At 58.9% G+C, this 18833-nt stretch carries 17 protein-coding genes and 2 tRNA genes; 6 read left to right on the forward strand and 13 right to left on the reverse strand.

Annotated features, from left to right (window positions below; translation table 11 throughout):
* Positions 1-102: 102 nt before the first annotated feature.
* Positions 103-1275, forward strand: a complete 1173-nt coding sequence (locus tag HW554_RS13450; RefSeq protein WP_176909102.1) for a GNAT family N-acetyltransferase — start codon at positions 103-105, stop codon at positions 1273-1275.
* A 137-nt stretch (positions 1276-1412) separates the two neighbouring features.
* Here the strand turns inward: HW554_RS13450 and coaE are convergent, their stop codons facing one another.
* The 9 genes from coaE to HW554_RS13495 all read right to left on the reverse strand — a co-directional run bounded on the left by coaE (position 1413) and on the right by HW554_RS13495 (position 10184).
* The gene (coaE, locus tag HW554_RS13455) at positions 1413-2015 is read right to left on the reverse strand and encodes a dephospho-CoA kinase (RefSeq protein WP_176909103.1); all 603 of its coding nucleotides are present in this window, start codon (positions 2013-2015) and stop codon (positions 1413-1415) included.
* Between the two features lie 32 nt (positions 2016-2047).
* A complete protein-coding gene (locus HW554_RS13460) occupies positions 2048-3292 on the reverse strand; it encodes a hypothetical protein (RefSeq protein ID WP_176909104.1) in 1245 nt (414 codons plus the stop codon).
* A gap of 586 nt (positions 3293-3878) precedes the next feature.
* The gene (locus tag HW554_RS13465) at positions 3879-4841 is read right to left on the reverse strand and encodes a YbbR-like domain-containing protein (RefSeq protein ID WP_176909105.1); all 963 of its coding nucleotides are present in this window, start codon (positions 4839-4841) and stop codon (positions 3879-3881) included.
* A gap of 141 nt (positions 4842-4982) precedes the next feature.
* Positions 4983-5303 (reverse strand): preprotein translocase subunit YajC, encoded by a 321-nt coding sequence (gene yajC / locus HW554_RS13470; RefSeq protein WP_176909106.1) that lies wholly within the window; start codon positions 5301-5303, stop codon positions 4983-4985.
* Positions 5304-5384: 81 nt separating this feature from the next.
* The gene (locus HW554_RS13475; RefSeq protein ID WP_176909107.1) at positions 5385-5912 is read right to left on the reverse strand and encodes a DUF1573 domain-containing protein; all 528 of its coding nucleotides are present in this window, start codon (positions 5910-5912) and stop codon (positions 5385-5387) included.
* A 209-nt stretch (positions 5913-6121) separates the two neighbouring features.
* Positions 6122-7132: an isocitrate/isopropylmalate dehydrogenase family protein gene (locus tag HW554_RS13480; RefSeq protein ID WP_176909108.1), complete on the reverse strand. Its 1011-nt coding sequence runs from the start codon at positions 7130-7132 to the stop codon at positions 6122-6124.
* 221 nt (positions 7133-7353) lie between these two features.
* Positions 7354-7665, reverse strand: a complete 312-nt coding sequence (locus tag HW554_RS13485; protein WP_116941769.1) for a YtxH domain-containing protein — start codon at positions 7663-7665, stop codon at positions 7354-7356.
* A gap of 144 nt (positions 7666-7809) precedes the next feature.
* On the reverse strand, positions 7810-8994 hold the full coding sequence (nusB, locus tag HW554_RS13490) for a transcription antitermination factor NusB (protein WP_176909109.1): 1185 nt from the start codon (positions 8992-8994) through the stop codon (positions 7810-7812).
* A 98-nt stretch (positions 8995-9092) separates the two neighbouring features.
* Entirely contained in the window at positions 9093-10184 is a 1092-nt protein-coding gene (locus HW554_RS13495; protein WP_176909110.1) for a Glu/Leu/Phe/Val dehydrogenase, read from the reverse strand.
* 409 nt (positions 10185-10593) lie between these two features.
* On the opposite strand from HW554_RS13495, the gene HW554_RS13500 reads away from it, so the two are divergent.
* Entirely contained in the window at positions 10594-12378 is a 1785-nt protein-coding gene (locus tag HW554_RS13500) for an ABC transporter ATP-binding protein (RefSeq protein ID WP_176909111.1), read from the forward strand.
* 29 nt (positions 12379-12407) lie between these two features.
* On the opposite strand, the gene HW554_RS13505 is transcribed toward HW554_RS13500, so the two are convergent.
* Positions 12408-13850 (reverse strand): ArnT family glycosyltransferase, encoded by a 1443-nt coding sequence (locus HW554_RS13505; protein WP_176909112.1) that lies wholly within the window; start codon positions 13848-13850, stop codon positions 12408-12410.
* Between the two features lie 370 nt (positions 13851-14220).
* On the opposite strand from HW554_RS13505, the gene HW554_RS13510 reads away from it, so the two are divergent.
* The gene (locus HW554_RS13510; RefSeq protein WP_176909113.1) at positions 14221-14376 is read left to right on the forward strand and encodes a hypothetical protein; all 156 of its coding nucleotides are present in this window, start codon (positions 14221-14223) and stop codon (positions 14374-14376) included.
* 95 nt (positions 14377-14471) lie between these two features.
* Here HW554_RS13510 and HW554_RS13515 read toward each other — a convergent pair whose 3' ends face one another.
* Positions 14472-14867, reverse strand: a complete 396-nt coding sequence (locus HW554_RS13515) for a T9SS type A sorting domain-containing protein (RefSeq protein WP_176909114.1) — start codon at positions 14865-14867, stop codon at positions 14472-14474.
* 279 nt (positions 14868-15146) lie between these two features.
* Here HW554_RS13515 and HW554_RS13520 point away from each other — a divergent pair.
* From HW554_RS13520 to HW554_RS13530, 3 genes are all read left to right on the forward strand, one after another.
* Positions 15147-15220: transfer RNA gene (locus HW554_RS13520), tRNA-Pro, on the forward strand.
* Positions 15221-15273: 53 nt separating this feature from the next.
* A tRNA-Pro gene (locus tag HW554_RS13525) sits at positions 15274-15347 on the forward strand.
* A gap of 212 nt (positions 15348-15559) precedes the next feature.
* Positions 15560-16237 (forward strand): outer membrane beta-barrel protein, encoded by a 678-nt coding sequence (locus HW554_RS13530; RefSeq protein ID WP_176909115.1) that lies wholly within the window; start codon positions 15560-15562, stop codon positions 16235-16237.
* A gap of 82 nt (positions 16238-16319) precedes the next feature.
* On the opposite strand, the gene HW554_RS13535 is transcribed toward HW554_RS13530, so the two are convergent.
* Both HW554_RS13535 and HW554_RS13540 read right to left on the reverse strand, forming a co-directional pair.
* The gene (locus tag HW554_RS13535; RefSeq protein ID WP_176909116.1) at positions 16320-16844 is read right to left on the reverse strand and encodes a hypothetical protein; all 525 of its coding nucleotides are present in this window, start codon (positions 16842-16844) and stop codon (positions 16320-16322) included.
* 222 nt (positions 16845-17066) lie between these two features.
* On the reverse strand, positions 17067-18827 hold the full coding sequence (locus tag HW554_RS13540; RefSeq protein ID WP_176909117.1) for an ABC transporter ATP-binding protein: 1761 nt from the start codon (positions 18825-18827) through the stop codon (positions 17067-17069).
* Positions 18828-18833 lie beyond the last annotated feature (6 nt).

Raw genomic sequence — 18833 nt, forward strand, 5'->3', positions numbered from 1 at the left:
TGCCGGCTGGTCGCCGTCGATGCTGGCGAATATCTGTTTCCTTTGAAGCCAACCTCGCCCGCGCTAACCGCTAGCCGTTGATAATCAATAGCCCAGTTAATCATGCCCCTCCTCGAAGTCAACAGCCCCGCCCTCGTTCGTCAGTTTCTCGATCTGCCGGCCCGGCTCTACCAGAACCAGCCCAACTGGATTTCGCCCCTCGACCCGGATGTTGAAGCCGTGTTCGACCCGGCTAAAAATGGCCTGCTTGCCCGGGGCGAGGCCATCCGCTGGGTGCTGACCAATGCGGCTGGCACGGTAGTGGGGCGGGTGGCGGCCTTCGTCAATCGTGACGCCGAGCAAACCGACCCCACGCTGCCGGTGGGCGGGATGGGCTTCTTTGAGTGCGAGGACGACCAAGCGGCGGCCAACGAGCTATTCGAAGCCGCTCGGCACTGGCTGGCAGCCCGCGGCATGGAGGCCATGGACGGGCCCATTAATTTCGGCGAGCGGGACCGGTTCTGGGGGCTGCTGACGGATGGCTTTACCGAGCCCAACTACGGCATGTTCTTCCACCAGCCCTATTATCAGCAGCTGTTCGAGCGGTACGGCTTCGAGCTGTTTTTCCGGCAGTACACTTGCTACCGCGACGTAGATATGCCGCTGCATGCTACGTTTTCGCGGGCCTTCGATAAGTATGCGGAGCAGTACCCGGCCTTTCAGTTCAAGCACGCTAACAAGCGCGACACCGAGAAGCTGGCCCACGATTTTCACCATGTGTACAACCTGGCCTGGGCCAACCACAGCGGTATCAACCCCATGAGCCTCGATAAGGCCCGCGAATTGGTGAAGCAGATGCAGCCCGTGCTCGATGAGCGCCTGCTCTGGTTTGCCTACCACAACGACGAGCCGATTGCGTTTTTCGTGAGTCTGCCCGAGCTGAACCAGATTTTCAAGCACGTCAGCCGCCGGTTTGGGCTGCTGGCCAAGCTGCGCTTTCTCTGGGAAAAGCGGCAATACATGCAACGCCGCGATAAAAAGCTATTTGGCGTCATCTTCGGGGTGGTGCCCGAGTGGCAGGGCAAGGGCGTCGAAAGCGCCCTGATGGTGCACGCCCGCGCCGAGTTTATGCGCGCCGGCTACCGCGAAATCGAGATGAACTGGATTGGCGACTTCAACCCCCGCATGCTGGCTCTCACGCGCTCTATTGGCGCCCGCATCTACAAAACCCACGTCACCTACCGCTACCTCTTCGACCGCGAGCGGCCGTTCGAGCGCAGCCCGATTATCCGTTAGTCGGCAAAGTAAAAGAACGTGTCAGATTGAGGGCACTGTCATTCAGAGCACAGCGAAGCATCTTGCGTGCTGACGTTAGGGGTAGAAACTCAACGTTAGCACGCAAGATGCTTCGCTGCACTCTGAATGACAGTGCCTTAACTCGAAAGCGCCTTCAACTCCGCATCCAGCTGCACTACCTGCGGGATGAGCAGGTGTTCATCGTCGTTGTGCACTACGTAGTCGGCGCGGGCCAGCTTTTCGTCCTCGCTCAGTTGCTTGCCGATGATGGTGAGTACATCCTGAACGCTGCGGTGGGGGTCGCGGAGCAGCACCCGGGCCTGGCGCAGCGCCTGGGGTGCAAAAACAGTGATGATACGGTCAAGCTGTTTGTAAGCACCTGATTCGTAGAGCAGAGCCGCTTCCTTGAGCACATAGGCGTGGCCCTCGGCCTGGCGGGCCGTGGCCCATTCGGCAAAGTCGCGGCCTACATGGGGGTGTACCAGGGCATTGAGGCGGGCCAACTGCACCGGGTCGGGGAAGGCAACGCGGGCCAGGTAGGCGCGGTCGAGGCGGCCGCTGGCGTCGAAGGTTTCGGGACCGAAGGCTTCGCTCAGCTCCTGGCGCAGTGCTGGGTTGTGAGCCATTACCTGCTTGGCCCGGCTGTCGGAGTCGTAGAGGGGCACGCCCAGCACGGTAAACAGCCGGCCTACTATACTCTTGCCCGAGCCAATACCGCCCGTAATTCCGATTTTGAGCATCTGGCGGGTGTTTAGTAAGCGAAATAGGGTTGTTAGAGCGGCGCGGTAGGAGAAATGTGCCCAGCCAACTGCCCGAAAAAGGTCATCCGGTGCCGCTGGGCAAAAGTATCTATATAGCTGCGTAGTTCCTGTTGCTCGGCCGTACCAGCTGCAAAATGCAGCTCTACGAGCCACAGGTGTACCTGGTAATAATCGAGTAGCCAGCCGTGGGTATCGAGCATAAACAGCGCCCTTAGCCGCGTGGGGCGGTGTACCACCCGGCCCGTACGGTGGGCGGCCACTGCTTCGAAAGCGTATAGCAGCTCGGTGTACACGTTGTTTTCGAGCGTGGCTACAGCCGGAACCTCGGCCCAGGTGGCAGCTACCCACTCGCCAAGTGCCGCATATTGGCCGGTCAGGAAAAGTGCCTCGGCTACCAGGAAATGGAACCCCGCCGGAAACAGGTTGTAGAAGGCCGGCAAAGCGGCCGGGGCCGCTACCGAACGGGCGGCGTGCGTTGTAGCTTGCTGCCGCAGCCGGCTGAGCAGTGCAGCGGGGAGCGGGTGTTGCGGTGCAGCGTGGTGGACGGCTGCCACCTCAGCAAAGGCCCGGCGGCCGTGCGGAAACGCGTGGCAGTCGGCGGGCACGGGCAGGTCCATTAGCTGTGCCAGCCGCTGTTGCCAGGCCGGCTCGTCCTGGGCCAGAAACTCGCCCAGAAACAGGGCGCAATGCCCGAATAGCTGGGCTTCGGGCGTGGTTTTGTGCTGCAGGTATGTGTGCACTACCTGCCCGTACGCCCCGTTCAGGTAGGCCAGATCCACGAATGACTCGACGTAGTACTCCTGCCCCGCCGGGTGGGCAGCCAGCCGCAGGGCCAGCGCGGGTGCCGGGCCGGTGGGCACGGCCGGCCGCGTAATGCGGCCCAGGAAATAGCCCAGCAGCAGGCGCTCGGGGTATGCCAGCTGCTGCATAGCCAACAGCTCCGGAATATCGGTAAGGTGGCTGGCTTCGACTTTCGCCTGCTGGCGTAGGGCCTGCCCGAAGGCCGCAAAGTCGGCGTGGCCGGCATAGCGCGCCAATGTATCGAGCGTGTGCAGGTGGTAGCCGCCTTCTTTCTCAACGAGGCCGAAAAACCGGCGCAGCGTACTCGGGCTCAAACGCCCCCCGCCCGTGGCCGGTGCCTGGCGCAGCTCCTCCTCGAGGGCGTCGCAGTGGCTGGGGTAGCGTAGCGGCTGCCCGAAACGGGTGGCCACAGCGGCTTGCAAGGCAGCATGAACGGGTAGGGTTAAGCGGGGCACGGAGCGGTAGCGGGTATTGAATACTTAAAGAAAAAGAAATTTTTGGCCTTTGTGGATATGCGGATAGAGGTGGACTTTTGTGCTCAGCAAATAGGCAGGAGCTGTGTAACCGCCTATGTTGTTACTTTCTCCAAAGCCGTAAGAAAGCTCTTTCCATGTGTAGCGCAAAGTGAAATCCGGCTCTGTTGACCGTAATCAGTGCTTATATGAAATGCCCCTATTGCGCCCGGAAAAATACGTACTTCGAGAACACCTGTTCGCATTGTGGGACTCGAAACCACGATAACAACAGCGTTTTAGGTAGTCCTTTAAATCTCCCTCCTCCCGATAAGCAGACGAAGCCACCAACCAAGCCCAGAAAGCCTTTTTTCAACTGAGTGCAGCAGTAAGTGGAAGACAACCCCAGCCTTTTAAACTCCAGACGCCCGCATAACAGCTTATTTATACATAGATAGACGTGAGTGCTATAGGCTAAGATAGTCCCGTAGGGGAGCAATGGTTGACAAACAGCCTAGCTACCTCTTCGGGGCTTTGGCATTCGCAGAAATGACACGTTATATCCTACCTGCTGACAGCTAGCCGTGTGCTATTTGGTCTGTAGCCGTACGCCGCGCGTGAGTACCAGATAGCCGCGTACCTGGGGTGGCTTGCGCGATAGGAAGGGGCGCATCACCGAGTCGGTGGGGCTGATGAACTGGCCGTAGTGCAGCTGTACCCGCAGTTGGTCGGGCCGGAAAGCTGCTGTGTCTTCGGGGAAGAACTGCAGCCGCACCCGGACCGTGGCCGGCGTAAGGCGGAAACTGCGGCCGGCGGGCGCGTCGAGCAGCTCGGGCACCACATCGACGGGCACCGTTATTACGGGCCGGCGCAAGAGGCGCACGCGCACATCTGTTACGTCCGACTGCACCTGGTCGGGGCCGCCAATGGGTACCTGCACATCGCCCTGGGTGGAGCCGGCCGGGGCCTGGGGCAGGTGTACGGGGTAGGGGTCGGGCAGGGTGTTGACTTTGCTGGCGGGACCGGTGAAAGTAACGGCGTCGGGCTTGAAGCGGGCTTCGTAGGGCAGCGCGGCTCCATCGGTGGCTGGGCTCAGGGCCAGCGGCAGACGGCGGCTTACCAGCCGGTCGAGGTCAACCCATAGCGTATCGGAAACCAGGTAATTGAGTTGCAGTCCGTCCATGGCCTGCTGCAGGGCGGGGCGCAGGCTGCCGGCCGTGAGGTAACGGGTAGCTTGGTCGCGCAGCACTATTTCGGCGGGGCGCACCTCTAGCGGTAGCTGGCCGCGTAGCAGCTTCCAGCCCCGGCCGGTTACGTTCACGGCTACTTCCTGGGGCAACGGCTGCACTGGTACAAAGCGGGCATCATCGTAGCGGCACACCAGCGGATAGCTGATGCGGGTAGTGTAGGTTTTGTTGAGCGCGTTGAGCAGCCAGAAGGTGCTGGCCACCAGAAAACACGCCAGCACGGCCCGCCAATAGCTGCGCTCCTGCCCGAAAAACGGGCTCACGAACCAGCGAAGCAGACGAATACTGGGGCGGGCAGACGACACAGGAAATCAGCTGAAAAAGGGTGGAAAAAGCGGCGGCAACTGCTGCAAAAACCAAAATTCCGGCCTCCGGTTGCACCCGAAGCCGGAATTCCGGAATCCACAAGATACTACAAGCGCCGAATTGACGCCCCGCCGCGGCTATTACTCGGCCACTACGGTGGTTTTGCTGGCTACCTCGCGGGCAATGGCTGCGCGGTCGAAGCGCAGGCGCACAGCCTTATCCACTTCTACCGTCACCGATTCTTCGCTCAGGTCCACGATTTTGCCGTGCAGTCCGCCAATAGTTACCACATGGGCACCCTTGGCCAAGCTGGCGCGGAAATTTTTGGCGGTAGCGGTGCGCTTCTGCTGGGGCCGGATCATGAAAAAGTAAACCACCGCGGCCATGGCTACTAGGGGCAGGTATTGAATAAGACCTCCGGCACCGGCGGCGGGGGCTTGCAGCAAAAGAGAAGCGAACATAAGCGGGATTTTCAGCGGGAGAGAGGCAGCGTTGGCAATGGCAGGGGAGCGGGCGTTACCACCTGCTCCCCTGCTATTGGCTTATTGCCGGTAGGGGCCGTTCTGGCCGTCGGGCAGGATGTTGGTTTTGATGACCACCTTGTTGATGCTGGGCTGGGTGTTAGCCTGAATGGCCACCTCCTTGTTCTGCATCCCCGTTTTGCCGTGGGCGTCAAACTGCACGTCAATCGTGCCTTTTGCACCGGGCGCAATGGGCTCCTTGGTCCAGTTGGGCGTAGTGCAACCGCAGGCAGCCGTGGCGTTTTCAATGATGAGCGGCGACTTACCGGTGTTGGTAAATTCAAAGGTGGTCTTTACTACCGCGTTCGGCTGGATGTCACCAAAGTCGTGGTCAGTCTTGGCGAAAGTCATCACCGGCGCGTTGGGGTTAGGCGCCTCGGTTTCCGAGCTCACATTGGGGTTGTCGATGAGCGGGGCAGCCGTGGCCGCGTTGGCATCGGCAGCGGCGGCATTCATGCCCTCGGTGCCTACTTCGCTGGGGGTGTTGTTGCAGGCACCCAGCAGCAGCGCGCTGGAAATCAGCAAAGAAGAAAGCAGTGTACGTTTCATAGGTAACTGAAAGTCAAGATGAGAAGCCGGTATATAGCTTCCGAAAGACAAATATAAGTAAGCTTGAGTTGCAGTAGGGAACGGAGCCAGGCAGTAGCCCTATTCTTCCGAAGAAGCAGAAGCCTGAGTTAAACTATTGAACAACAGCGTTGCAACAGCTTAACCCAGGCCCTTCCTTCGTTGGAACGACAGGGCTGCTTTCTTCCCTCTTACTTTCCCAGGTTACCAATAATGGCCTGCGTGAACTCGCTGGTGGAAGCCGAGCCGCCCAGGTCGCCGGTGCACTTGCTCTTGTCCTGGAGTGTCAGGTGCAGAGCCTTCTCAATTTGGTCGGCCTTGGCGTGCTCGCCGATGTGGTGCAGCATCATCAGGGCCGAGCGCAGCAGGGCGGTGGGGTTGGCCTTGCCCTGGCCGGCAATGTCGGGGGCCGAGCCGTGCACGGCCTCAAAAATGGCCATATCGTCGCCGATGTTGGCGCCGGCCACTACGCCCAGGCCGCCTACCAAGCCGGCACAGAGGTCGGAGAGAATGTCGCCGAACAGGTTGGTGGTCACAATCACGTCGAACTGCTCGGGCCGCATAACCAGCTGCATGCACATGTTGTCGATGATTTTTTCCTCGTACTGAATCTGCGGGAACTCGCGGGCCGCTTCCTGGGCCGCGTCGAGCATTACTTTGCCCGCCACCTTCAGAATGTTGGCTTTGTGAGCCATGGTTACCTTTTTGCGGCCGTGCTTGGCGGCGTAGGCAAAGGCAGCGCGGCAAATGCGGCGCGCCCCCACCACCGTGTTGCGGGCTACTGAGTCGGCAATACCATTGTGCTCATCGTACATTTCAAGGCCCGAATACAGCCCTTCGGTGTTTTCGCGGAACAGCACCAGGTCGATGCCCGAATCGGCGTAGCGCGAAGCAATGCCGGCGGTGGTTTTAGACGGACGGACGTTCTGGTAGAGGTTGTACTTCTGGCGCAGCGTTACGTTGATGCTGCGGAAACCCTTGCCCACGGGCGTGGTGATAGGGCCTTTGAGGGCTACCCGGTTTTTCTCCAGCGAATCGAGCAGGGCCTGCGGAATCAGCTCGCCCGAGGCGTCGAAGGTGGTCTGGCCCGCGTTCTGCTCCTCCCACTGCACCGGAACCTCGGCGGCGGCAAAAATATCGGTTACTGCTTTCGTGATTTCGGGACCAATACCGTCGCCGGGGATAAGGGTGATGCGTTGCATTACGTTGAAGGATTGATGGTTTGAAGGGCGGCCCGGCCGCTCGGGGGAGCAGGACCGGGAACGTTTCCGTAAAGGTACCGATACCGAAGCGGAGCGGGCAACGAAAAGTGCCGAAGCCCCGACAGTTGCGTCAGTTCTCCGGCACTTTCCTGAATAGCATCAGCAAAAAAAGCAGAAAGCACCCGCAACAATACGCCGGTTGCCCGGCGCGACGGGGCTGCTTACAGCGTTTTGCGCGAGTTGATCTGGTCGATGAGCTGGTCGACATCGCCCAGTAGCTGCTCGGCCTTGCTCTTGGCATCCTGAATTACGCGCTGGCCCTCGCTTTTGGCCGAGCTGGGCCCCTGGTCGGAGCGGCTCGTTACGAGGTTTTCCGTAAGGTCGGCCAGGGTTTCGCGGTACTTTTCGAGCTGGTAGCTGAGCCAGCTACGGGTTTCGCGGCCCTTTTCGGGGGCGTACAACAGGCCAACCACGGCCCCCGTGAGGGCGCCGCCGGCAAAGCACAGAATACCAGTGGTGGTTTTGCTGCTCATAACGGGAAAAGTGAGTATAGGGAGGTGAGAGTTGAGACAGGATAGTAAACCTGCGTACGCAAACCGGCAGCCAGTAGTTGGAGGCTTGTCATTCTGAGCGTGTGGCGCATAAAACTACACGCTCAGCATGACGGGCGTTTCTCCTTACTGGTTGTCCAGCAGACCCCGGCCCGACTTGCGGATGGCACCGCTGGCCGTCAGGTCCTGGGCCAGCTTGTCGAGGATGCCGTTGACGAACTGCTTGCTTTTCGGCGTGCTGTAGTTCTTGCTGATTTCGATGTACTCGTTGATGGTCACCTTCACCGGGATGGCCCGGAAGAGGTGCATCTCGCAAAGCGCCATTTTCAGCAGAATCTTGTCCGTCAGGGCCACACGGTCTACGTCCCAGTTCTGCGACGAGTCGGCGATGAGCTGCTCATACTGCGCGTCGTCGGCCAGCGTCTGCTGATACAGGCTCTCGGCAAACTCCTTGTCCTCGGCCCAGTTGGCCGACAGCGACATGAGCACCATATTCTCGTCGGCCGCTTCATCGAGCATCTTCACCGTCTTGATAACCAGGTTCTTCACTACCGAGCGGTTTTCTTCCCAGTTCTGGTCATCCTCCTCAATATACTCGGGCAGGGCCGTGCCTTTAAACACGAACTCCTTGTAGAGATGCTTGAGCATCTCCTGGTCTTCGGCGTAGTTGCCGGCCGGGGCCGCCAAGTAGCTCAGCAGCTCGGGGTCCTGCTTCATCTCATTGCGCCAGGCCGCCCGCAGCGCGTCCAGCTCGGGCTGGCCGTGCCACTTCTGGTTGCGCCGAATGGTCAGGTCCAGCAACTGCAGGTTTTCCAAAAGCTTGCCGATAGCCTGGTTTTCCGTGAGCCGGGTAGTGTCGAGCAACGGCTCGGGGGAGGCCGTCAGCCGCCGCGAGTCGCGCCCACGCTCCTGCTGCAGGATCTGCAGCAGCACCTCCGGAATATTGAGCAGGTGCAGGTACTGGTCATGAATGGCTTCGGCCCCGCTCACGAGCTGGCCGGCGTAGTAGGTTTTATCCTTGGCAACCGACGCCTGGTAGAACTTGATGGCGTCTTTCACCGCGTCGTTCACGTCAGCATCGTCGGTCGGCTCCGGGGTTTCGCCCGATTTATGCCACTCCTTGAAAATGACCTCGCCCATCTTGCGCTGGCCTTGCAGCAGCTTGCGGTCAGGCGCTTCGGCGGCGGTCAAATCGGGCACGAAGGCTTCCGCAATCCGCTCAAGAGCCAAAGAATAATCGGACCCGACGGCCTGATGGTAGGCGTACAGGGCCTGCATGACCTTGATGCGGAGCGTGCGACGGTTGAGCATTTTGTAGAGTTGTCAGTTGTCAGTTGGTGGTTGTCAGTTGGTAGGTTGATGGCTACAAGCACAACCGAACAACTGACAACCACCAACTAATAACTCAATTAATAAGTAGATTTTACCTTGCCGATGGCGGCGATGCGCTCTTCGGCCTGGCGGGTGGCGGCGGCCTGTGGGTGGCTGCCTTCCTGCTCGGCCTTGGCCAGCACTTGGGTGGTGATGTCGTAGATTTTCTCGGTCTGGATGAGGGCCGCCTCGCGGTTGCCGCCCACTACTTCCGAGTACACGTTGATGAGGCCACCGGCATTGATGAGGAAGTCGGGGGCATACACGATGCCGCGCTTCACCAGCTCGGGGCCGTGCAGGTTCTCATCGGCCAGCTGGTTGTTGGCGCAGCCGGCTACCACCTGGCACTTCAGGCGCGGAATGGTGTCGGAGTTGAGCGTGGCACCCAGCGCGCAGGGCGAGTAGATGTCCACGTCCTGGTCGTAGATGTCGTTGAGGCCGACCATCTGGGCACCGAAGCGGTTGGCCGCATCCAGGGCCCGGTCTTCGTAGTAGTCGCTCACAATCAGCTGAGCGCCTTCTTTCTGCAGATATTCCAGCAGGTAAGTGCCCACGTGGCCCATGCCCTGCACGGCAATGCGCTTGCCGGCCAGCGAGTCGGAGCCGAAGGCGCGCTTGGCGGCGGCTTTCATGCCCATGTACGTACCGTATGCTGTTACCGGCGACGGGTCGCCGGAGCCACCCATGCTCTCGGGCAGGCCCGAAACGTGCTTGGTTTCCATCCGGATGAACTCCATGTCGCGGGTGGTCATGTTCACATCTTCGGCCGTGATGTACTTGCCGTTGAGGTTCTGCACGAAGCGGCCGAATTTGCGTAGCAGCGCCTCGGTTTTCATGGTAGCGGCGTCGCCGATGATGACGGCTTTGCCACCACCCAGGTTCAGGCCCGAAATGGCCGCTTTGTAGGTCATGCCGCGGCTCAGGCGCAGCACGTCGTTCAGGGCCTCAGCATCGGAAGCGTAGTGCCACATGCGGGTGCCGCCCAGTGCGGGCCCGAGTACGGTGTTATGAATGCCGATGATGGCTTTCAGGCCGGTTTCGTGGTCGTGGCAGTACACTACCTGCTCGTGTTGGAACTCGGCAATCTGGCCGAAAACGGAGGCCTCGGTTACTACTTGCGTTTCAACCATAACGTGGGGGAGGTGGAAAATGGGTGGGTGGGAAGGGGAGGATTGGCGTACCTTCGCGGTGGTGGCGGCCCGCTGCCAGCGCCCGGCAGTCGTTAAACGATTGGTAACGGCCTTTGGCTGTTTTCCCTTCGCTCAATGAACGCCCCGCGCGGCTCCGGCCCGATGCCCCCGCAATTCGGGTGCAAAAGTACGCCGTTTTGCGGGAGTTTGGAAGGGGAGAAAGTGCAGACGCAAAATGTTGCGTCTCGTCGTTGCTGCTGTTGTTTATTCGGTTCTGCCCGACACGAACCGTTCAACGGCGATACTCCAACGGTGGCGTTTGTACGCAGTTAAACGAGCCGCGGAAACCCTTTGCTCCGTTTATAACTTTCTACCTTCCTACACTATACCACCTCCCAACTTTTCGCTGGTGCCTGCAATTTCCGCTACCAATAAATATCTACTGCGCTATAAATGGCACTTCCTCGGGGGCGTGCTGTTCGTGGCCCTGAGTACGCTGCTGGCCATTTTTCCGGCCCAGATCGTGCGCTACGCCTTCGATCTGGTGGGCGAGGGAATCGACCTATATCACCTCTATGGCGGTACCCGGGCCCAAACGCAGGTCTACGAGCTGTTCGGGCGTAACGTGCTGCTCTACGCGCTCCTGATTCTGCTGATGGCGCTGTTGCGGGGCATCTTCCTGTTCTTCATGCGCCAGACGCTGATTGTGATGAGCCGGCTGGTAGAAAACGACCAGAAAAACGAAATCTACCAGCACTACCAGAGCCTGCCGCTGAGCTTCTACCGCCGCCACAGCACCGGCGACCTGATGTCGCGCATTTCCGAAGATGTGGGCCGGGTGCGCATGTACATCGGGCCGGCCATCATGTACTTCATGCAGCTCGTGCTGCTGTTTGTGCTTATCGTGCCGCTCATGCTCATGGTGAACGTGAAGCTGACGCTCTACACGCTGCTGCCGCTGCCGGTGCTGAGCGTGAGTATTTTCTACGTTAATAACATCATCCAGCGCAAGTCCGACGAAATCCAGCGTTCCTTGTCGGGCATGACGACCTTCGTGCAGGAGGCCTTTTCGGGTATCCGGGTCATCAAGTCGTTCGTGCGCGAGCAGGACTCGCACCGGCAGTTCACGGCGGCCTCCAACGAGTACAAGGAGAAGTCGCTGAGCCTGAACTTCGTCAACTCGCTGTTTTTCCCGCTGATTCTGTTTCTGGTGGGCCTGAGCACGATTATCACCGTGTGGGTGGGCGGCCAGGAAGTTATCCGGGGCACGATTACCACCGGCAGCATTGCCGAGTTCCTGATTTACGTGAACCTGCTTACCTGGCCCGTTACGGCGCTGGGCTGGACTTCCTCGCTGGTGCAGCGTGCCGAGGCCTCGCAGGCCCGCATCAACGAGTTCATGGATCAGAAAACCGACATCGTTTCGCGCCAGCACATCGAGCTGGACATCAAAGGCGAAATCAACTTCGAGCACGTATCCTTTACCTATCCCGACACCGGTATCCAGGCCCTGCGCGACGTGTCGTTCCGCATCCGGCCGGGCCAGACGCTGGCCGTTATTGGCAACACCGGCTCGGGCAAAAGCACCGTGGCGGCCCTGCTCTCGCGCCTATATGATGTAACGGAGGGCAGCATCAGCGTCGATGGCGTGGATGTGCGCGACCTGGCCCTCACTTCGCTCCGGAGCCAGATCGGCTACGTACCGCAGGATGTGTTCCTGTTTTCTGATTCCATCCGCAACAACATCAACTTCGGCCTCGATGAGCCCGACGAGGCGCGCATGCTGCAGGCGGCCCGCGACGCCAACGTGTACAACAACATCATCGACTTCCCCCAAGGCTTCGACACCAAGCTCGGCGAGCGGGGTATTACGCTTTCGGGGGGGCAGAAGCAGCGCGTCAGTATCGCCCGCGCCCTCGTCAAGGAACCCAAAATCCTGATTCTGGACGACGCCCTCTCAGCCGTGGACACCGACACCGAAAACGCCATTCTGGGCGCCCTGCAGCGCATCATGCACAACCGCACCAGCCTCATCATCAGCCACCGCGTGAGCTCGGTAAAGCTGGCCGACGAAATACTGGTGCTCGACGACGGCCAGATTGTGCAGCACGGCACCCACGAAGTCCTTATGCGCGACGAGCAGGGCCTCTACCGCGCCCTTTACGAGCGGCAGCTCCAGAGCGAGGAAGCGTAGGGGAAAGTGGGCTATCTTACCAGGGCTGGCTATTTTAACACCCGCAAGGTGGCACAGGAATCTTGCTGAAGCAGCACCTGAACCACGCGCTGCTGTTGCAACTGCTGCCGCAGTCGGCTGTCGCACACCATCACGGTTTCGCCGGCGACCAACTGGGGAATATTATCGTCAAAACGATACGTAACCTGCTCGTTGAATGATTTTTGCGCAACTATGGCGTACCACTCCATGCTTCCGTTGTAAGCCGACGACGTGAGGATGGAATAAGCTGTCAGCCAAGGCTGGGCTGTGCGCTGCCGTTGCAGATGTCGGCCAAACTGCACCTCAGCCTCGCCATAGCGTGCGCGATGAGCGGTAGTCTGTTGCTTCATCAGGTTAGCATATGGCCCCCAGAACAACAGCAGTGAGAGCAGCACCCACACCACGGGCCGTAATGCGGGCAGCCGAAAATGAACGGTTACTGCCCGTACCAGCATGCTGATACCGAAGGCGGCCAACAAGGCCAGCGCCGGATAGATGGGCGCATCATACCAGGTAAGCTTGGTTTGCACAAGGCTAAGCACCAGTAGATACCAGCCCACCCAGCAGCCCCAGAGCACCACCAGCCGATACTCCGGACTGCGTGGCTGCTGCCGGATTCCCAACACTAAGCCAACCAGAGAAAACACCAGCCAGAACGAATACTTGGAAGTAGCCAGCAGATTGGTGTACCACCCAAGCGACTCAGAATGATCATCCAGAGCGGTAGTTGCCCGCCCGCCCAACTCATTGGCCCACACGGCCGCCAGATAGCCCGGCGCGGCTGATTCCCGCGCCACGTAGTAACTGCCTGCCGCAATCAGTAATGCCAGGCCACCCAGGTATAAGTGGCGTTGCCGCAGCAGACCCGGCAGTTGTTTGGTACAGGCAGCCGCCAGCAGCAACGCGGGCAGGCCCACCACCCCGGCCACGCCTTTGGTAAAAACTGCCAGGGTAAAGGCCCCCACAACGAGCCACAGCGTGCGGCTGGCGCCTGTCGTCAGGTAGTTGCCAAAGGCAAGCAGGGCAATAGTAGTCCATAGCACGAGCAGCGCATCGTAATCACCGGTGCGCACCACATGTAAGGTGATGTAGCCCGGAGAGGCCAGCAGCACTACAGCGGCCAGCCAGCCCATCAGTGGTCCTCGCAAGTAGCGGTGGCCATACCAGAACAAACCCAGCGTAGTGGCCAGAGCCGCCAGGGCCGCCGGCAGCCTCACTGCTAAATCGGTATATCCCAGGGCCTTAATGCTTAGCGCCTGCAGCCAAATCATCAGGGGCGGTTTGGTATTCCACAGGTCTGGCTGCCCCCCGTAAAACATAACCAGCCACTCCCGCTGCTCCAATATGCCCGCCGCATTAAGGGCCAGCCGCGACTCATCCCACCGTTGCATTGGAGCGCTGCCCAAGCGGAAAAACAGCGAGAAGAAGACCAGTACCAGCAGCAGGAGCAAGGAAAGGCCTGTAGCAGAGCGTAAAAAAGGTGATTTAGCCAACGAAGTGGGTAATTGATATATCTGATGATGTTGCGCGGTATGCCGATTTATAAGGAACCTGTTTAGGAAGTGTCTGCTATTTAAATGAACGTCATGCTGAGCTTGTCGAAGCATCTCTACTGCCTCGTTGAACGCCCCACTACAAAGCAGTAGAGATGCTTCGACAAGCTCAGCATGACGTTCTAGTTGACTTCCTAAACAGCTTCAAGGGCTGCTTTTCTGAATCGGAGCGTAATGGCACACTCCTTCTCGACGTTTAGCGCGGGCAATACGAGCAGGCACAAAGCTGCATATTTTTCTATTTGAAAGCAGCCAAAGCGTAACTCTAGTGCTTGGCGATGGCCAGAATGGGCAGCAAGGCATCCACGAAGCCCTCATGCGCGACGAGCAGAGCCTCTACCGCGCCCTCTACGAGCGGCAACTCCAGAGCGGCAACTCCAGAGCGGCAACTCCAGAGCGGCAACTCCAGAGCGAAGAAGCATAACCTTCGGCAAGTCAAGGAGAAAAAGTAAAAGCCGTTGAACGACACCACTTGGTCTGTTCAACGGCTTTTACTTTTTCTCCTTGACTTGCCGAAGGTCACTGCCCCAGCATCACGCGTTTCATGCCGCGCCGTTCGCCGGCTATGCATTTCACGATATAGGCACCGCGGGGCAGGTTGGCCACGCTGAGGACCACCGCCGACTCGCCGGCCAGCAGCACGTCGCGGGTGATGACGGGGCGGCCGTCGGTGCCGTTGACCTCGATGCGGGTGGGGCCGGTAGCGTCGGTGTGTACGGTTAGGGCATTGGTAATCGGATTGTGATTAAGCCGCAGCTTGAGCGCCTCGTTGTGAGCCGCTGGCGCTTCCGTGCTGCTGGTAATCAGGGCTGGCGGAGCTGCGGCTACGGTGGCGGCGGCCGGGGCCTGGGCCCGTGCTATGGTGCCAATTGCCAGCAACGCCAGCAGGCAAACCAGGAAAGTAGAGGTTTTCATAGACGTGCTGAAAAAATGAGGTTCAATACGGGCAGGGAAGATACGATGAACACCCCTGCTACTGGTTTTGCCGACCTAAAAGTAAGCCGCTACTACCGGACAAGAAGCGCGCCAAATCAACTTTTTTGGTGGTCCTTGCTTCTTTAACAGGAGACAACCGGCACGCAAACAGTTGCATAAGGTATTCTGCTGGCTAAGAGCCTCGTCGAAGCGCAAGAAAAACCGCGCGGTTGCTTGCGTTTTACCGTTTGGGTGGCGTACATTTGCATCATCATTCATCGGGGTGTAGCGTAGCCTGGTATCGCGCCAGCATGGGGTGCTGGAGGTCGTAGGTTCGAATCCTGCCACTCCGACGACGAATGTTTTTCGATTAAGCCTCCGGGAACCCCACCCGGAGGCTTTTTTTCGGGGTGTAGCGTAGCCCGGTATCGCGCCTGCTTTGGGAGCAGGAGGCCGCAGGTTCGAATCCTGCCACCCCGACCCTATAGTACCCTCTCTTTCAAACTGCCCGCTGAACTTTGGTTCGGCGGGCAGTTTGGCGTTTGGGGCGAGGTTGCTTTCGGCAGGAGTTTCAGTCCTCAAAAATAGATAGGTTTATACCGATACTAAAGAAGATAAACAGGCCGTTGAATCGTCGTCTGGTTACCAGCAAACGCTTACTTTCGCCCATCTTTTATCCTTTTCCTCATCCTATGAAGAATTCCTTTTTCGGCGTGCTGCTCCTGAGCGCCGGCACCCTATCGGCCCAGGCCCAAATTTCGGCCGGCACCAAGCTGCTTACGGGCTCCATTGGCTACAGCCAGCAAAAAACAGAGACTGACGGTGTCTTCAATCATTCAACCGAAAATAAATTTAGACAGTTTAATTTCTCTTCTAACGCTGGCTATTTTGTGGCTGAAAACCTGGCGCTGGGTGTACAGGTTGGTGCTTTTTCGAGGAAAAGCGAGTCGTTGAGCACGGACAACATCTCAGGGAATAGCTCCATCAATGGTTTTAGAGAGCGTACGCTGAGCGGCGGCGTTTTCGGCCGCTATTACAAGTTTATCGGTGAGAAAGTAGCCCTGTACGGCCAGTTGGGAGGTGGCTATCAGAATGTGTACAGTTCCAACAGGCTGGCCGTTGGACCGCCATCCTCCACCAACAACCGCCGCAAGCAGGGCTTCTACGGCGGGTTGCTGCCGGGCATCGTGTTCTTCCCAACCAACAAGCTAGGCCTGGAGCTCACACTTCGCGGACTCAGTTACAACAGCCTGACTGAGCGCGTCGAAAATGGTTCTCAGGACATTAAAATCACGGATCAAACCTTAGATTTCGGCTTCGGCCTCAACGACCTAAACCTAGGCATTTCACTCTACCTGGGCCGCAATTAAATCCGCACACTCTACCAAACCAAACGGCCCTCCCAAAAGCTTCGGGAGGGCCGTTTGACGTTTGAGGGAAGTTCAAAAACCCTTACTTCACCACCGCGAAAACTTCCGGGTCGCCCTGGTCGGGAAAACGCTCCAGATACACGTGCGCCAACGCCAGCTTCTGGGCTTCGGCGGCGGCCGTAATGCCGGAGTAGAGCTTGTCGGGGGCCACGAGGTAGCTGGCCTGGATGCGGGCGTGCAGCACACGCTGGCCGGCTGGGAAGACGCGGTAGGAGTAGCCTTTGGGCAGCGGCTGGCTGGTGGTGTCGGCTACGAGTACGCCCACGAACACGCGGGCCGAGTCGCGGGTGCTTTCGGGGCTGTTGTAGAAGATGTTGCCGAAGTCGCCGCGCAGCTTGCCCGATTTACGCACGTTGTAGGCCTCCCGGGTCAGGTCGCCAAACGCCTCGTCGTTAGCCGGGCCGGCGTAGTAGCGGCCGGCCACAAAGTAGGGCTGGGAGGTGGTTTCGAGCGTAACGGTAGCGGCCTTGAAGCCGCCCATCTGCCAGTAAACTGCCGAAAAGCCAACAATCAGCAGTAAAGCAAGAGCAAGGAGAATTCGATTCATATAAGGGGAGAGGTGAGCTGTTGAGTTTAGTAATCGGCTGTCATGCTGAGCATGTGGCGCATAGAGCCAGGGACGGAGCCGTAATCGAAGCATCTCTACCGTTTCGTTGTAGTCGAATTCAGACGATAGGATTAGCATTGCAGTAGAGATACTTCGACTACGGCTCCGTCTCTGGCTCTATGCGCCACATGCTCAGCATGACACTATTCTGTAGCCGTGCCGTTACGCGTACTGCATCTGGTAGAGGTTGGCGTAGAAACCCTGATGGCGCAGCAACTCCTCGTGGGTGCCCGACTCCTTGATTTCGCCCTTGTCGAGCACGATAATCTGGTCGGCCTTCTGAATGGTGCTCAGGCGGTGGGCAATGACGAGGCTGGTACGGCCCTGCATCAGCTTCTCGATGGCTTGCTGAATCAGCTCCTCAGTTTCCGAATCGACCGACGAGGTGGCCTCATCGAGAATGATGATGCGGGGCTGATACACCATGGCCCGCACGAAGCTGATAAGCTGGCGCTGGCCCACCGAAAGCGTGGCCCCGCGCTCCATCACGGCATAATCGAGGGCGCCGGGCAGCCGCTCGATGAAGCGGCGGGCACCTACCAGGTCGGCCGCTTCCCAGATTTGGGCGTCGGTGATGTCGGTTTTGCCCAGCGTGATGTTGTCGCGGATGGTGCCGGCGAACAGGAACACATCCTGGAGTACCACGCCGATATGGCGGCGCAGGTCCTTGAGGTCGTAGTCGCGCAGGTCGTGGCCGTCGATGTTGATGGTGCCTTTGTTGATTTCGTAAAAGCGGCTCAGCAGGTTGATGATGCTGGTTTTGCCGGCCCCGGTAGCCCCCACGAAGGCGTAGGTCTGGCCCGCTTTGATGTCGAAATTCACGTCGCGCAGCACCCAGTCCTCGTCGTTGTAGGCAAACCAGACGTGCTCGAACTGCACGTCGCCGCGTAGCTGCTCAGGAGCGTAGGTGCCATTGTCGGCCATCAGCTCCTTGCTGTCGAGCAGCTTGAGCAGGCGCTCGGTGCTCACCAAACCCAGCTGCAGCGTGTTAAAACGGTCGGCAATCTGGCGAATTGGTCGAAAGAACAGGGCATTGTACATGATGAAGGCAATGAGTGCGCCCTTGGAAATCGTGCCCTCAATCTGACCCTGGGCGGCGTACCACACCAGCAGGCCCACGCCGGCGGCGGCCAGCACTTCTGCCACCGGAAAGTAGATGCTGTAGTAGAGCACCGAGCGGATATTGGCGCGGGTGTGCTCCTGGTTGATGGCCTCGAACTTGCGCTGCTCGCGGGCTTCGTTGTTGAAAATCTGCACCACGTTCATGCCCGTCAGGTGCTCCTGCACGAAGGAGTTGAGGCTGGAAACGGCCGTGCGTACTTCCTGGAATGACTGCTTGATTTTCTCCTTGAAAACGTAGGTGCTGATGAGCAGCGGTGGAATCACCGACAGACTAATCAGCGTCAGCCGCCAGTCGATATAAAACATGAAGCTCACGATGAACACGAGCTGCAAAATGTCGCCAATCATGGCCGCCAGGCCTTCACTGAACACGTCCGACAGTGTTTCGACGTCGGAAATGTTACGCGTGACGAGCTGGCCGATGGGGGTGCGGTCGAAGAACTTGAGGCGCAGGTCGAGGATGTGCTGGTAGAGGTCGACGCGGATGTCGCGCACGATGTACTGGCCCAACCAGCCGCCGAAATAGGTTTGCAGGTAGCTGACGATGGCGTGGCCCACCAGCAGCACCAGCAGTATCCCAAACATCTTGTTGAGTCCCGCTACATCGCCCTGCTCGATGCTTACATCCACCATCTGCTGAATCAGGAAGGGGCGCAATGTGCCCAGCGCGGCCGTGGCAACGGTGAGGAAAATCAGGAAATAAAAGACGCGCCGATACGGGCGCACATACTTCATCAGCCGGCGCAGCACCTGCCAGTCGAATACGTTGCCGGTTTTGGTGGCGGGTTTAGCTTGCTCCATTCGTGG

The organism is Hymenobacter lapidiphilus (assembly GCF_013377885.1).
Taxonomy (GTDB): domain Bacteria; phylum Bacteroidota; class Bacteroidia; order Cytophagales; family Hymenobacteraceae; genus Hymenobacter; species Hymenobacter lapidiphilus.

Excerpts from the sequence above, each read along its gene's own strand:
- HW554_RS13450 (WP_176909102.1), top strand. The coding sequence starts at position 103 with ATGCCCCTCCTCGAAGTCAACAGCCCCGCCCTCGTTCGTCAGTTTCTC.
- coaE (WP_176909103.1), bottom strand. The coding sequence starts at position 2,015 with ATGCTCAAAATCGGAATTACGGGCGGTATTGGCTCGGGCAAGAGTATA.
- yajC (WP_176909106.1), bottom strand. The coding sequence starts at position 5,303 with ATGTTCGCTTCTCTTTTGCTGCAAGCCCCCGCCGCCGGTGCCGGAGGT.
- HW554_RS13475 (WP_176909107.1), bottom strand. The coding sequence starts at position 5,912 with ATGAAACGTACACTGCTTTCTTCTTTGCTGATTTCCAGCGCGCTGCTG.
- HW554_RS13480 (WP_176909108.1), bottom strand. The coding sequence starts at position 7,132 with ATGCAACGCATCACCCTTATCCCCGGCGACGGTATTGGTCCCGAAATC.
- HW554_RS13485 (WP_116941769.1), bottom strand. The coding sequence starts at position 7,665 with ATGAGCAGCAAAACCACCACTGGTATTCTGTGCTTTGCCGGCGGCGCC.
- nusB (WP_176909109.1), bottom strand. The coding sequence starts at position 8,994 with ATGCTCAACCGTCGCACGCTCCGCATCAAGGTCATGCAGGCCCTGTAC.
- HW554_RS13495 (WP_176909110.1), bottom strand. The coding sequence starts at position 10,184 with ATGGTTGAAACGCAAGTAGTAACCGAGGCCTCCGTTTTCGGCCAGATT.
- HW554_RS13515 (WP_176909114.1), bottom strand. The coding sequence starts at position 14,867 with ATGAAAACCTCTACTTTCCTGGTTTGCCTGCTGGCGTTGCTGGCAATT.
- HW554_RS13530 (WP_176909115.1), top strand. The coding sequence starts at position 15,560 with ATGAAGAATTCCTTTTTCGGCGTGCTGCTCCTGAGCGCCGGCACCCTA.
- HW554_RS13535 (WP_176909116.1), bottom strand. The coding sequence starts at position 16,844 with ATGAATCGAATTCTCCTTGCTCTTGCTTTACTGCTGATTGTTGGCTTT.
- HW554_RS13540 (WP_176909117.1), bottom strand. The coding sequence starts at position 18,827 with ATGGAGCAAGCTAAACCCGCCACCAAAACCGGCAACGTATTCGACTGG.